Annotated in this window: 11 protein-coding genes; 8 read left to right on the top strand and 3 right to left on the bottom strand. The window is 66.6% G+C overall.

The window, feature by feature from the left end:
• Window positions 1-16 precede the first annotated feature (16 nt).
• From cobO to HWE04_RS04375, 7 genes are read left to right on the top strand one after another with little or no spacing between them, the layout of a single operon-like run.
• Window positions 17-619: a cob(I)yrinic acid a,c-diamide adenosyltransferase gene (gene cobO / locus HWE04_RS04405; protein WP_077236828.1), complete on the top strand. Its 603-nt coding sequence runs from the start codon at window positions 17-19 to the stop codon at window positions 617-619.
• Window positions 619-1,953, top strand: coding sequence for a cobyrinate a,c-diamide synthase (locus tag HWE04_RS04400; protein ID WP_241811634.1), 1,335 nt, complete (start codon window positions 619-621; stop codon window positions 1,951-1,953). Before cobO ends, HWE04_RS04400 begins: the two co-directional genes overlap by 1 nt.
• The gene (gene bluB / locus HWE04_RS04395; RefSeq protein WP_241811633.1) at window positions 1,950-2,648 is read left to right on the top strand and encodes a 5,6-dimethylbenzimidazole synthase; all 699 of its coding nucleotides are present in this window, start codon (window positions 1,950-1,952) and stop codon (window positions 2,646-2,648) included. Before HWE04_RS04400 ends, bluB begins: the two co-directional genes overlap by 4 nt.
• The gene (cobU, locus tag HWE04_RS04390; protein ID WP_241811632.1) at window positions 2,645-3,256 is read left to right on the top strand and encodes a bifunctional adenosylcobinamide kinase/adenosylcobinamide-phosphate guanylyltransferase; all 612 of its coding nucleotides are present in this window, start codon (window positions 2,645-2,647) and stop codon (window positions 3,254-3,256) included. Before bluB ends, cobU begins: the two co-directional genes overlap by 4 nt.
• Entirely contained in the window at window positions 3,250-4,197 is a 948-nt protein-coding gene (gene cbiB, locus HWE04_RS04385) for an adenosylcobinamide-phosphate synthase CbiB (protein WP_241811631.1), read from the top strand. Before cobU ends, cbiB begins: the two co-directional genes overlap by 7 nt.
• Window positions 4,190-5,212, top strand: a complete 1,023-nt coding sequence (gene cobD / locus HWE04_RS04380) for a threonine-phosphate decarboxylase CobD (protein WP_241811630.1) — start codon at window positions 4,190-4,192, stop codon at window positions 5,210-5,212. The genes cbiB and cobD overlap by 8 nt, the downstream gene beginning before the upstream one ends.
• Window positions 5,205-6,692 (top strand): cobyric acid synthase, encoded by a 1,488-nt coding sequence (locus HWE04_RS04375; protein ID WP_241811629.1) that lies wholly within the window; start codon window positions 5,205-5,207, stop codon window positions 6,690-6,692. Before cobD ends, HWE04_RS04375 begins: the two co-directional genes overlap by 8 nt.
• 69 nt (window positions 6,693-6,761) lie before the next feature.
• Here the strand turns inward: HWE04_RS04375 and HWE04_RS04370 are convergent, their stop codons facing one another.
• The 3 genes from HWE04_RS04370 to HWE04_RS04360 form a co-directional block, all read right to left on the bottom strand.
• Complete coding sequence (locus tag HWE04_RS04370; RefSeq protein WP_006713029.1) at window positions 6,762-6,959, bottom strand: hypothetical protein; 198 nt, start codon at window positions 6,957-6,959, stop codon at window positions 6,762-6,764.
• A 92-nt stretch (window positions 6,960-7,051) separates the two neighbouring features.
• Entirely contained in the window at window positions 7,052-8,038 is a 987-nt protein-coding gene (locus HWE04_RS04365; protein WP_241811628.1) for a response regulator transcription factor, read from the bottom strand.
• Window positions 8,016-11,465, bottom strand: coding sequence for an ATP-binding protein (locus HWE04_RS04360; RefSeq protein WP_241811627.1), 3,450 nt, complete (start codon window positions 11,463-11,465; stop codon window positions 8,016-8,018). The genes HWE04_RS04365 and HWE04_RS04360 overlap by 23 nt, the downstream gene beginning before the upstream one ends.
• Window positions 11,466-12,006: 541 nt before the next feature.
• On the opposite strand from HWE04_RS04360, the gene urtA reads away from it, so the two are divergent.
• Window positions 12,007-13,263, top strand: a complete 1,257-nt coding sequence (urtA, locus tag HWE04_RS04355) for an urea ABC transporter substrate-binding protein (RefSeq protein ID WP_077236840.1) — start codon at window positions 12,007-12,009, stop codon at window positions 13,261-13,263.
• Window positions 13,264-13,364: the final 101 nt, after the last annotated feature.

The raw sequence follows: 13,364 nt of genomic DNA, 5'->3' as shown, positions 1-13,364 counted from the left end.
TGGAAAGAACCCGACCGTGAAAACCGATCCCGACTCCCACAAGCGCATGACCCAGCGCCACAAGGAAGGCTTTGAAAAGAAGAAGGCTGCCGCCCAGCTGGAAAAGGGGCTGCTGATCGTCAACACCGGCACCGGCAAGGGCAAGTCCAGCGCCGCCTTCGGCATGGGCATGCGCATCCTCGGCCATGGCATGAAACTGGGCGTGGTGCAGTTCATCAAGGGCGCGCTCTACAGCGCCGAACGCGACTTCCTGGGCAGCCATGCCAATTGCGACTTCCACGTCGTCGGCGCGGGCTATACCTGGGATACCCAGGACCGCGAAGCCGACATGCGCACCGCAGCGCGCGGCTGGGCCGAGGCGGTGCGCATGATCAACGACCCCAGCTATGACATGGTGATCCTGGACGAACTCAACATCGTCCTGAAATACCAGTACCTCGATCTGGAAGAAGTGCTGCGCGTCTTTGCCGGCCGTCGCGAGATGCTGCACATCGTCGTCACCGGCCGTCACGCGCCCGAGGCGCTGATTGAACAGGCCGATCTGGTCAGCGAGATGCGCCCCGTGAAGCACCCCTACAAGGAGCAGGGCGTGAAGGCGCAGAAAGGCGTGGAATTCTGATGTCCGAACTTCATCACAGCTGCCCGGCCCTGTTCATCTCGGCCCCGGCCTCCGGCCACGGCAAGACCACCATCACGGCCGCGCTGGCGCGTCTCTACCGCAGCCAGGGCAAGCGCGTACGGGTGTTCAAGACCGGCCCTGATTTCCTCGATCCCATGGTGCTGGAGCAGGCCAGCGGCCAGCCGGTGGTCAACCTCGACCTGTGGCTGGGCGGCGAAGACCACTGCCGGCGCCAGGTGGCGCTGGCCGCGGCCGAGGCCGACGTGCTGCTGGTAGAGGGCGTCATGGGCCTCTACGATGGCGAACCCAGCAGTGCCGACCTGGCCCAGTTGCTGGGCATCCCGGTGGTGGCGGTGATCAATGCGCGTGGCATGGGCCAGACCATCGGCGCGCTGGCGCAGGGCCTGCTGGCCTACCGTCCCGAACTGAAGTTTGCCGGCGTGCTGGCCAATGGCGTGGCCAGCCCACGTCATGCGCAGATGCTGCGCCAGGGCCTGCGCAACGCCCGGCCATCGGTGCCGCTGCTGACCGGCTTGCAGCGCGACATGCAGTTCGCCCTCCCGGAGCGCCACCTCGGCCTGGTGGCCGCACCCGAGATCGCCGACCTCGATGCGCGCCTGGACGCGGTGGCCGAGCGCATGTCCAGCACCTCCCTGGCCACGCTGCCGGACCCGGTGGACTTCGGCGTGCCACCCCAGGAGCGCGACTTCCCGCGCCTGCTGGCAGGCAAGACCATCGCCGTGGCGCGCGACCTGGCGTTTTCCTTCATCTACACCGCCAACCTGGAATTGCTGCAGCAGATGGGCGCCAGCCTGGCCTTCTTCTCGCCGCTGGCCGATGATCCCTTGCCGCCCTGCGATGCGGTGTGGCTGCCGGGTGGCTATCCCGAGCTCTACCTCGCCACGCTGCAGGCCGCGCAGGTCACCCAGTCCGGCCTGCGCGCGCATGCGGCCGCCGGCAAGCCGCTCTACGCCGAGTGCGGCGGCATGCTGTTCCTGCTGGACAGTATCGTCGGCCAGGACGGCAGCAGCGGCCAGATGTGTGGCGTGCTGCCCGGCCAGGCCACGGTGCAGCCACGCCTGCAGGGGCTGGGTTACCAGACCCTGAAGTTGAACCTGCCGGGCGCCGTCGGCGAGCATCTGCGCTGCCACACCTTCCACTATTCGCGCGCGGTGGTGGGCGCGCAATTCATGGCGCGGGGCGAGCGCCTGTTCGATTCTTCCGAGGGCGAGGTGGTGTATCGCCAGCAACAGGTCACCGCCAGCTACCTGCACGCCTATTTCCGCTCCGCCCCGCGTACCGTCGCGGCCCTGCTGGGAGGTGCGGTCGCATGAAGCCGGCGGCCTCGCCTCAATCGGTCTCACCCCAGCCGGCCCATCGCTATCCGCAGGAGCAGATCGACGCCCTCTATCGCGTCATCCGCGAGCGGCGCGACATGCGCCACTTCCTGCCCGACCCGGTCGAGCCGGCCCTGCTGGAACGCCTGCTGCAGGCCGCGCACCATGCGCCCAGCGTGGGTTTCATGCAGCCCTGGCGCTTCATCCGCATCGCTGATCGCGACCTGCGCCAGGCCATCCACGCACTGGTCGAGCAGGAACGCGTGGCCACCGCGCAGGCACTGGGCCAGCGCGAGGACGAGTTCATGCGCCTGAAGGTGGAAGGCATCCTGGAGTGCGGCGAAGTGCTGGTCGCCGCCCTGATGGACCACCGCGAAGCCCACGTCTTCGGCCGCCGCACGCTGCCCCAGATGGACCTGGCCTCGCTCTCCTGCGCGCTGCAGAACATGTGGCTGGCCGCTCGTGCCGAAGGGCTGGGCATGGGCTGGGTGTCGCTGTTCGATCCGCCAGCCCTGGCGCAGTTGCTGCAGATGCCGACCGGCGCCGAGCCGATGGCGGTGCTGTGCCTGGGCCACGTCCCCGCCTTCTACGAACGGCCCATGCTGGAACAGGAGCAATGGGCCACACGCCAGTCACTGGCCGATCTGGTCTACCAGGACCGTTGGCCCGCCCAGGGAGAACCGCAAGCATGAATCCCGCTTCCCGCCCGCCGCAACGCACCCTGGTGTTCGGCGGCGCCCGCTCCGGCAAGAGCGCACATGCCGAGAAACTGGCGCTGGCCGCCTGGCAGGGCGGCGCTGCCGAGATCGTCTATCTAGCCACCGCCAGCCGCCGCGCCAGCAGTGACGACGCCGAGATGCAGGCCCGCATCGACCACCACCAGCAACGCCGACTGGCCTTGGGTGGCCCATGGCGCACGGTGGAAGAACCGCTGGCCCTGGGCCAGGCCCTGCGCGAGCATAGCCGCCCCGATCGCGTGGTGCTGGTCGATTGCCTGACCGTGTGGCTAGCCAACCTGCTGTTTGCCGACGGCATTGAATTTCCTGAACGGGGGCCGATCGACCCGCCAGCGGCATTCACGCTGCAGCGGGTGGATTTCCTGCGCGCCTTGCAGGAGGTCTCCGGGCCGGTGATCATCGTCTCCAATGAAGTGGGCATGGGCATCATCCCGCAGGGCGCCATCTCGCGCTGGTTCGTGGACGAGGCCGGCCGCCTGAACCAGTCCGTGGCGGCCCTCTGCGAACGGGTGCAATGGGTCGCCGCCGGGCTGCCCCTGAGCCTGAAGGACAGCCCATGCTGAGCGGCCTGTCCTGGCCCTGGCTGGCGGTGCTGATGGCGCTGGGCGTGGCGCTCGACCTGGCCCTGGGCGAAGCGCGCCGCTGGCATCCGCTGGTCGGCTTCGGCAACCTGGCCAAAACCATCGAGCGCGTGCTCAACCAGCGCCCGGCATTGCGCCTGCGCGGCGTGCTGGCCTGGAGCCTGGCGGTGCTGCCGCCGGTGCTGTTGGCCGCCTGGCTGCTGGCGGCCGCGCCCTGGTGGCTGGCCGCCTTGCTGCATGCGGTGCTGCTGTATTTCTGCATCGGCCTGCGCAGCCTGCGCGAACATACCCTGCCGATTGCCCAGGCACTGGCCACCGGCGACCTGCCGCAGGCGCGCCGCCTGACCTCCTACATCGTCAGCCGCGACACGCGCCATTCCAGCGAGCAGGACCTGGCCAAGGCCGGCGTCGAATCGCTGCTGGAGAATGGCAACGACGCCGTCTTCGGCACGCTGTTCTGGTTCCTGGTGGCCGGTGGCCCCGGCGCCTTGCTGTTCCGCCTGGCCAATACCCTGGATGCGATGTGGGGCTACCGCACGACGCGCTTCCTGCACTTCGGCTGGGCCGCAGCACGCATCGACGATGCCTTGAACTGGCTGCCGGCACGCCTGACCGCCTTGTCCTACGCCTGGCTGGGCCAGCGGCGCCAGGCCATGGCCTGCTGGAAGGAACAGGCCCCGGCCTGGAGCAGCCCCAATGCCGGACCGGTGATGGCCGCAGGCGCCGGCGCGCTGGGCCTGGCCCTGGGCGGACCAGCGATCTATGACGGCGAACTGGAACAGCGCCCGCCACTGGGGCGCGGCCCCATGCCGCAAGGGCCGGACATCGTGCGTGCCTGGCGACTGGTGGCTATGAGCACGGCCCTATGGCTGGCCGTCATCAGCGCCGTGGCGCTGCTCTGCCTGGGAGGCCTGCATGCTTGAACACGGCGGCAACCTCAACGACGCGGCGCGCCACTACGGCCGCCCCCGCAGCCATTGGCTGGACCTGTCCACCGGCATCAATCCGAGGCCCTATCCGGCGCCTGCCATCGCCGCCGACGCCTGGCACCGCCTGCCCGAAGCCTCGCCGGCGCTGGAGCAGGCCGCCTGCGCCTACTACGGTGCGCCCCGCATGCTGGCCGTGGCCGGCACCCAGGCCGCCATCCAGGCACTGCCGCAACTGCGGCTGCGCCAGGACGGACGCCCGGCCCAGGTGGTGGTGGCCGCGCCCATCTACGCCGAACATGCGCACTGCTGGCAGCGCGCCGGCCATGCGGTGCGAGAGATTCCGTACGCCGCGCTGGACGAGGCAGTGCAGGGCGCCGCCTGCGACGTATTGGTGCTCTGCAATCCCAACAATCCCACCGGTGCAAGGGTGGCCCCGGCCCAGCTCCTGCAATGGGCCGCGCACCTGGCCGCACGCGGCGGCTGGCTGGTGGTGGACGAAGCCTTCGGCGATACATTGCCTGGCCAGAGCGTGGCCGCCCACACGGCGGCCCACACGGCCAGCTCCGGCCTGATCGTATTGCGCTCGGTGGGCAAGTTCTTTGGCCTGGCCGGCCTGCGGCTGGGCTTCGTCGCTGCCGCACCGGCGCTGCTGGATGCGCTGGCCGACTGGCTGGGACCCTGGACCATCAGCGGCCCGGCCCAGCAGATCGGCTGCGCCGCTCTCGGCGACAGCCAGTGGCAGCAGGCCACGCTGCAGCAACTGCTGGCCGCCGGCGAGCGCCTGCAGGCCCTGCTGGCCGCCCATGGCATCGCCTCCCATGGCACGGCGTTGTTCCAGTGGTGGCCGGAACCGCAGGCCGTGGTGTTCCATGAAACCATGGCGCAAGAGGGCATCTGGGTGCGCCTCTTCACCCGTGGTGCCGGTGGCATCCGCCTTGGCCTGCCGCCTGACGAAGCCGGTTGGGAGCGGCTGCAACAAGCCCTGCATAGATGGAGCCGACGTGGCTGATTTCCCCTTCCACACCCTGATGATCCAGGGCACCACCTCGGACGCCGGCAAGAGCACCCTGGCTGCCGCCCTGTGCCGACTGCTGAAGAAGGACGGCATCGCCGTGGCCCCGTTCAAGCCGCAGAACATGGCCCTGAACAGCGCCGTCACCGCCGACGGCGGCGAGATCGGCCGCGCCCAGGCCCTGCAGGCCCAGGCCGCCGGCATCGCCCCGCATACCGACATGAACCCGGTCCTGCTCAAGCCCTCCAGCGACACCGGCGCCCAGGTCATCGTGCACGGCAAGGTGCGCGCCGACATGAACGCCCGCGACTACCACCGCTACAAGACCGAGGCCATGCAGGCCGTGCTGCAATCCTATGCCCGCCTGCGCGCGCAATATGCCTGCGTCATCGTCGAAGGCGCCGGCAGCCCGGCCGAGATCAACCTGCGCGCCCGCGACATCGCCAACATGGGCTTTGCCGAAGCGGTCGATTGCCCGGTCATCATCGTGGCCGACATCGACCGTGGCGGTGTCTTCGCACACCTGACCGGCACCCTCGATTGCCTCTCCGAGAGCGAGCGCGAGCGCGTGGTCGGCTTCGTCATCAACCGTTTCCGGGGCGACATCAGCCTCCTGCAAGGCGGGCTGGACTGGCTGGAGCAACGTACCGGCAAGCCGGTCCTGGCGGTGCTGCCCTACCTGCACGGCCTGCAGCTGGACGCCGAAGATGCGGTCGCCGCCACGCAAGAGCACAAGGGCGACTTCCGCGTGGTGGTACCGGTCTTCCCGCGCATCAGCAACCACACCGACTTCGACGCGCTGCGCGCCCATCCCGACCTCGACCTGCGCTTCATCGGCCCCGGCCAGCCGATTCCCCCGGCCGACCTCATCATCCTGCCCGGCAGCAAGAACACCCGGGGCGACCTGCAATGGCTGCGCCAGCATGGCTGGACCGAAGCCATCACCCGCCACCTGCGCTATGGCGGCAAGCTCATCGGCATCTGCGGCGGTTTCCAGATGATGGGCGAGCGCATCGACGACCCGCATGGCGTGGAAGGTACCCCCGGCAGCAGCGCCGGCCTGGATCTGCTCGCCATGCACACCGAGCTGACGCAGGAAAAGCGCCTGCTGCAGGTCAGCGGCCACTGTAACTTCGGCAACTTCGGCAACTTCGGCCAGGACACCGCCAGCGTGCGCGGCTACGAGATCCACATGGGCGTCTCACACGGTGCCGCGCTGGAGCGACCGGCCTTTGTCATCGAAGAGCGGGGCGAGGGCGCGCAATCGGCCGATGGCCAATTGCTGGGCAGTTACCTGCACGGCATGTTCGACCATCCGCAGGCACTGGCCGCCTTGCTGGCGTGGGCCGGCCTCAAGGGCGCCGCCGCGCTGGACCTGGACGCCCTGCGCGAAGCCAGTCTGGAGCGCCTGGCCGAGGCCACCCGGCCTCTCTACGACGCCTTGCGCGGACTCTCCACGCGCTTTGGCCGCGACTGAACCATGAAAAGAAAATCCCGGCCTTGCGGGCCGGGATGCTGGTGGTAGGGGAGGTTGGCGGAACCTGCTTCAGGCCAGGGCTTCCTTGGCGGCTTCTTCCGGGGTCAGGCCGTCGTAGAACAGATCGGTGAACCACTCCACCTGTTCTTCGATGTGCTCCTGCGCCTGGTCCAGCGTGGCGCCGCCCTTGACCAGGAATTGCTCGACTTCGGTACACCATTGGATCAGGGCTTCGGTTTCCGGGTCCAGTTTCTCTTTCTTGGGCATGATGACTCCTTGCTTCGGTGATGATGGGCGTAAGTGCCCTGTGCAAGGATAGGGCAAACCGGCCTGGTCTGCCCGGGTTTATGCTGACCGGCTCATTGCAGCAACTGACTCCCCCCTCCCGCCGCCACGCTACTGGCCAGCACCGCCGCCGCCGAGCGCGTTTCCACGCCCAGTTTCACGAAGATGTGTTCCAGGTGCTTGTTCACCGTGCGCGGGCTCATGCCGAGGATGTCGGCGATGTCGCGGTTGGTCTTGCCCTTGCCCAGCCACAGCAGGACGTCGCTCTCGCGCGGGGTGAGCCGGCAGGCTTCCAGCGAGGCGGGTAGCACCGGGCCGTCTTCCGGCCGTGCCAGCGCGGCGGCGGCGCCGGTCTTTTCTTCCAGCAGCAGGCTGGCGCCATGCCCCTGGCCGGGGCCGCACAGGGTGATGTGCAGTTCGCCCTGATCCAGACGCACCACCAGCGGCGGCAACTGGTCCAGGTTCTCGCCCTGGCGCTGGCGCACCAGTTGTTCGTTCAGCCACACCTGCAGTGCTGCCGGCAGCCGCTGGCTGCCCGGTGCGGGGGCGCCGAAATACTTCTCCAGCCATTGCGAGGCCTTGCTGGTCTGCCAGGTCGGCAAGCCGTTGCCGCCCAGGACGATCACCGCGTGCGCGGCCTGTTCCAGGACCCCGCGCGCCTGCGACATCATGCGCCCGGTGCGGATGTGGGCGCCGATGCGGGCCACCACTTCCTGCGGGCGGATCGGCTTGGTCACGTAGTCGATGCCGCCGACCTCGAAGCCGCGCACCACATGTTCGGTCTCTGACAGGCCGGTCATGAAGACCACCGGTACGTGATTGACCTGCCGCAGTTGCTTGATGCGACGGCAGGTCTCGAAGCCGTCGATGCCGGGCATCATGGCGTCCAGCAGGATCAGGTCGGGCGTGATGTGATCCAGCCGCTGCAGCGCCGAGAGACCATCGGTGGCGACCAGCACGATGTGGCCGCTTTCGTCGAGGGCGTCGGACAACATGGCCAGGTTGTCGGGCATGTCATCGACGATCAGGACGACTTGCCTATCGAACGTCGTTGAGATCATGGTGGATCAGCTCCTTGATGCGGGTGACATATTCGTTGAGTCGGAATTGCCTGACCAGTTGCCGCAGCTCCGTGGTGAAGGGCAGGTAGGCCGGGTTCTGGCGGTCCATGGCGTCCAGCTGGCGCAGGATTTCCTTGGCATAGCCGATGCTGCCCAGTTGCAGCAGGGCGGCCAGCCTGTCCTGGCCCGGCACCAGCATCAGTGGCTTGGCTGTGGTAGCTGTGGTGGGTGGAGTGGTGGCGGAGGCGGAGGCGATGCCCGGCGCCACCCAGTCCAGTTGCAGGTGCTGCCGAATCTTGCCCAACAGTTCGTTGTACGACACCGGCTTGACCAGGAAGTCGTTGACCAGTGGCGCGCCGTTGCGTTCGTGCAGGTTCTCGAAGGCATTGGCCGAGACCAGCAGGACGGGCAGCTGCGTCAGGCCCCGCGCGCGGATGGCGCGGGCCACGCTCCAGCCATCCATCTGCGGCATGGCGATGTCGAGCAGGATCAGGTCCGGCACCTCGTGCGCCAGTCTTTCCATGCAGGCCAGGCCGCTGTCGGCCTCGCTGACCGCAAAGCCCAGCGGGGCCAGCATGTCCTTCAACAGGCGCCGTTGCGAGGCCTGGTCGTCCACCACCAGGATATGGCGCGAGGGGCCGGCGTAGCCGGACATCTGGTCTTCCAGTTGTAGCCGGGGGCGCGGCACATGCACCTCCGGCAGGTAGAGCTTGAGCTGGAAGCTGCTGCCGCTGCCGACCGTGCTCTGCACGCTCAGTTCGCCCCCCATGATGTGCACCAGCATGCGGCTGATGGCCAGGCCGAGCCCGGTGCCGATGTCTTCGCGCAGGCTGGCCGCGTTGCTCCGTTCGAAGGGCAGGAAGATGCGCTCCAGGTCGTCGTCGGCGATGCCGATGCCGGTATCGACCACCTCGAACCAGGCAATCTCGCGGGCATAGCGTACCTTCAGGGTGACCCCGCCACGGTCGGTGAACTTGACGGCATTGCCCAGCAGGTTGATGAGGATCTGCCGCAGCCGCTTCTGGTCGGCATGCACGATGTGCGGCAGGCGGCCGGTCTTTTCGAAGCGGAACTGCAGGCCCTTCTGTTCGGCCTGCGGCGCGAACATGCCCACGATCTGTTCCAGGAAGGCTTCCAGCGCCAGTTCGTCGGAGGCCAGGCGCATCTTGCCGGCTTCGATCTTGGCGATGTCCAGCAGGCCGTCGATCAGGCTCAGCAAGTGTTCGCCACTGCGGCGGATGATGGCGATGGCTTCCTTGCGGGCCGGCGGAATGGTGGCGTCCACGTGCAGGATCTGGGCATAGCCGAGGATGCTGTTCAAGGGCGTGCGCAGTTCGTGGCTCATGCCGGCCACGAAGCGGCTCTTGGCCAGGTTGGCTGATTCGGCGGCTTCCTTGGCGCGCTGCAGTTCGGCGTCGGTCTGCTTGTGGGCCTCGATTTCCTGTAGCAGCAAGTTGGTCTGGCGTTCCGATTCTTCCTGCGCGACGGCGCGGCTTTCGTTGGTCAGCACCAGCCACCAGGCCCCCACGCCGACCACCACCAGCAACAGACAGAACAGCTTGATGAAGACACCCCGCAGCGAGTCGGGCGCGGCCAGCGTGAGGCCGGAGAGGTCGGCCATCTGCTGGAAGTACAGCATCCACAGCACGATGGCCAGGCCAGCGGCCAGGAGACCGAAGACGCTCAGGTAATGGCCGATGCGGGTATTGAGCTTGAGCGCGAAGCGCGCCGGGATCAACTGGCGCAGGGTGTGCAGGATCTGGTTGGGCAGCCGCGCGCGCGGGGTCTTGCAGCGGTCCTTGCAACGCGCATCGAGTGAACAGCACAGCGAGCAGATGGCGCCCTGGTAGGCCGGGCAGTGCGCCATGTCCGGGGTTTCGAAGGCATTGCCGCAGATGACGCAGTCCAGTACCGAGGGGCTGTGGCCGGGCGTGTAGGGGCGATAGCTCTGTTCGGACAAGGTATCGCGGCGGGCGATGTAGTAGCGGCTGCCGGTGGCCACCGCGATCAAGGGCGCGCTCACCAGAGCCGTCCCCAGCGCGATGAACGGGGAGAGTGCTGCCACCGTCTTGCCCAGCACGCCGGACATGGCCAGCGTGGAGAGCAGGGTGGCGATCACCATCGAACCCACACCGACCGGGTTGACGTCGTACAGGTGGGCGCGCTTGAACTCGATATGCGCCGGGCTCAAGCGCAGCGGCTTGTTGATCACCAGGTCGGCCACTACCGCGCCGATCCAGGAGATGGCCACCAGGCTGTAGAGCGCCAGCACGTGTTCCAGCGCATTGAACACGCCCAGCTCCATCAGCAGCACCGCGATCAGGACATTGAACACCAGCCACACCACCCGGCCCGGGTGGCTGTGGGTCAGGCGGGCAAAGAAATTGGACCAGGCCAGCGAACCGGCATAGGCATTGGTGACATTGATCTTGATCTGCGACACCACCACGAACAGCACCACCGCCCCCAGCGCCAGGGCCGGATTGCCGAACACGTACTGGTAACCGATCAGGTACATCTGGGTCGGTTCCACGGCGCGCGCCATCGGCACCTCGTGCTGGATGGCAAGGAAGGCCAGCAGCGCGCCACCCAGCATCTTGGCGCCGCCCAGCAGAATCCAGCCGGGGCCGGCCAGCAGCAGGGCGCTCCACCAGCGGCCGCGATTGGCGGCGGTCTTTTTCGGCAGGAAGCGCAGGAAGTCGACCTGCTCGCCGATCTGGGCGATCAGCGAAAAGGCCACCGTCGCCGCCGCGCCGAACAGCAGCAGGTTGAAGGAGCTACCTTCCTCGGCGCGACCGGCAAAGCTCATCAGGTTGCGCAGGGCGTCGGGCTCCTTGTACAGCACGCACAGATAGGGCAATACCAGCAGCACCAGCCACAGCGGCTGGGTCCACATCTGCAGGCGGTTGATGAGGGTGATGCCGTAGGCCACCATGGGGATGATGATCAGCGAACAGAGTACGTAGCCATACACCAGCGGCAGGCCGAAATAGATCTCGATGGCCTGGGCCATGATGGCCGCTTCCAGCGCGAAGAAGATGAAGGTGAAGCTGGCATAGATCAGCGAGGTGATGGTCGAGCCGATATAGCCGAAACCGGCGCCGCGCGTGAGCAGGTCCATGTCCACCCCGTAGCGCGCCGCGTAGTAGCTGATCGGCAGGCCGGTCAGGAAGAACAGCACCACCACGCAGACGATGGCCCAGAAGGCATTGGTGAAGCCGTAGCTGAGGGTGATGGCGCCGCTGATGGCTTCCAGCGCCAAAAACGAGGTCGCGCCCAGGGCCGTGTTGGCCAGGCGGAATTCGGACCAGCGGCGAAACGACAGCGGCGTATAGCGCAGTGCGTAATCTTCCAGGGTCTCGTTGGCGACCCAGGTGTTGTAGTCGCGGCGGACCTTGACGATGCGTTGTGTGGCGGGATGGGTCACGTTGGCTCGGGGGGAAGTCAGGTCATCTCGTCAGGTCCTGGGCTGCCGGACCGCTCGCGTTCAGGCGCAAGCAATTTTCAAACCATTTGGACGGTGAGGGCATACGTCAAATGACGTATGTGCGCTGCCGCATTCCACGGGAATTCACCAAAACACAGCAGACCCGTAGCAGGTATTGCCACCCCGGCAAGAGCATCGCCACGCTCGCCGCCATTTGCCTGCACCAACAACAGGCAGCAGGCGGGCAAAAGCTGTGCAGGCGGGCGGCCGGCCGCGGCCGGGAGCTTACGTCAAACAACGTATTGTTGCGCTGCACCGCCGATCCTATTCTGCCTCCCAGAACGAAGGGCAGGGCCAGCGCAGCTAAAGGCGGGCTTGAAGGAATATTCATATCTGTCAGGAGACTTTTTCCTGAATGCCACGCCAGTGGCGGGCCTTTCCCTCGTTTGTTCACTTTTCCGTTTTTTACCGGCTTTTTTTTCTGCACGACGCCACGTTTGCCCGGCCGGCATCCAACAACAACGACCGAAAGGAGTACCGCATGTCGCATTCCTCGTCTTCCAATCCGCCCTCGCTGCCGCGCCGCAAGGTCCTCATGGGCCTGGCCGCCGGTGCTGCCGCAGCCGCCCTGCCGGGCATGGCCTCGGCCCAGCAGTATCCGACCGCCAAGGTCAATACCACCAAGTTGGCCATCACCGACACCGAGGTCACCGTGGGCCAGCTGCACTCGGCCACCGGCACCATGGCCATCAGCGAGACCGGGTCGATCCAGGCCGAGCGCCTGGCCATCGACCAGATCAATGCCATGGGCGGCATCCTCGGTCGCAAGATCAAGATCATCCAGGAAGACGGCGCCAGCGACTGGCCGACCTTCGCCGAAAAGGCCAAGAAGCTGCTGGAGAACGACCGCGTGGCGGCCGTCTTCGGCTGCTGGACCTCGGCCTCGCGCAAGGCGGTGCTGCCGGTGTTCGAGAAGGACAACGGCCTGCTCTACTACCCGACCTTCTACGAAGGCCTGGAGCAGTCCAAGAACGTCTTCTATACCGGGCAGGAGGCGACGCAACAGGTGCTGGCGGGCCTGAACTGGGTGGCCAAGGAAAAGAAGGCCAAGACCTTCTTCCTGGTCGGCTCGGACTACATCTGGCCGCGCACCTCCAACAAGATCGCCCGCAAGCACATCGAGAACGTGCTCAAGGGCTCGGTGGTGGGCGAGGAATACTATCCGCTGGGCAATACCCAGTTCGGCTCGCTGATCAACAAGATCAAGCTGAAGAAACCCGACGTCATCTTCGCCGACGTGGTGGGCGGCTCCAACGTCGCCTTCTACAAGCAGTTGAAGGCGGCCGGCGTCACCGCCAAGACCCAGAACCTGCTGACCATCTCGGTCACCGAAGATGAAATGCTGGGCATTGGCGGCGAGAACGTGGAGGGCTTCTTCGCTTCCATGAAGTATTTCCAGAGCCTGGACAACGCCAACAACAAGAAATTCGTGGCCGAATTCAAGGCCAAGTTCGGCGCCAATTCGGTCATCGGCGACGTCACCCAGGCCGCCTACCTCGGCCCCTGGTTGTGGAAGGCGGCGGTGGAGAAGGCCGGCAGCTTCGACGTCGACAAGGTGGTGGCCGCCTCCCCGGGCATCGAACTCAAGACCGCGCCGGAAGGCTACGTCAAGGTCCACGAGAACCACCACCTGTGGAGCAAGACCCGCATCGGCGAAGCGCAGAAGGATGGCCAGTTCAAAGTGGTCTATGAGTCCGACCTGATCGAACCGAATCCCTTCCCCAAGGGTTACCAGTAAGCAGTAGGCGTCTCTTCACTGCGTAGCAAAGCGGCGGCGTCTGTAGTGACATGCGGGCGCTGCCGCCCCTTACCGGTCAATTCGGTCAATTCATCCTTGCC

The sequence above is a fragment of the Herbaspirillum sp. C7C2 genome, from assembly GCF_022627865.1.
Taxonomy (GTDB): domain Bacteria; phylum Pseudomonadota; class Gammaproteobacteria; order Burkholderiales; family Burkholderiaceae_D; genus Herbaspirillum; species Herbaspirillum frisingense.
Note: the sequence above shows the minus strand (reverse complement) of the source record. Positions and strands in the feature narration are given on the sequence as shown.

Bases quoted from the DNA above. Each gene is read 5' to 3' on its own strand.
- HWE04_RS04365 (WP_241811628.1), bottom strand. From the start codon at position 8,038: ATGATCTCAACGACGTTCGATAGGCAAGTCGTCCTGATCGTCGATGAC.
- cobU (WP_241811632.1), top strand. From the start codon at position 2,645: ATGAATCCCGCTTCCCGCCCGCCGCAACGCACCCTGGTGTTCGGCGGC.
- cobD (WP_241811630.1), top strand. From the start codon at position 4,190: ATGCTTGAACACGGCGGCAACCTCAACGACGCGGCGCGCCACTACGGC.
- HWE04_RS04400 (WP_241811634.1), top strand. From the start codon at position 619: ATGTCCGAACTTCATCACAGCTGCCCGGCCCTGTTCATCTCGGCCCCG.
- bluB (WP_241811633.1), top strand. From the start codon at position 1,950: ATGAAGCCGGCGGCCTCGCCTCAATCGGTCTCACCCCAGCCGGCCCAT.
- HWE04_RS04370 (WP_006713029.1), bottom strand. From the start codon at position 6,959: ATGCCCAAGAAAGAGAAACTGGACCCGGAAACCGAAGCCCTGATCCAA.
- cbiB (WP_241811631.1), top strand. From the start codon at position 3,250: ATGCTGAGCGGCCTGTCCTGGCCCTGGCTGGCGGTGCTGATGGCGCTG.
- urtA (WP_077236840.1), top strand. From the start codon at position 12,007: ATGTCGCATTCCTCGTCTTCCAATCCGCCCTCGCTGCCGCGCCGCAAG.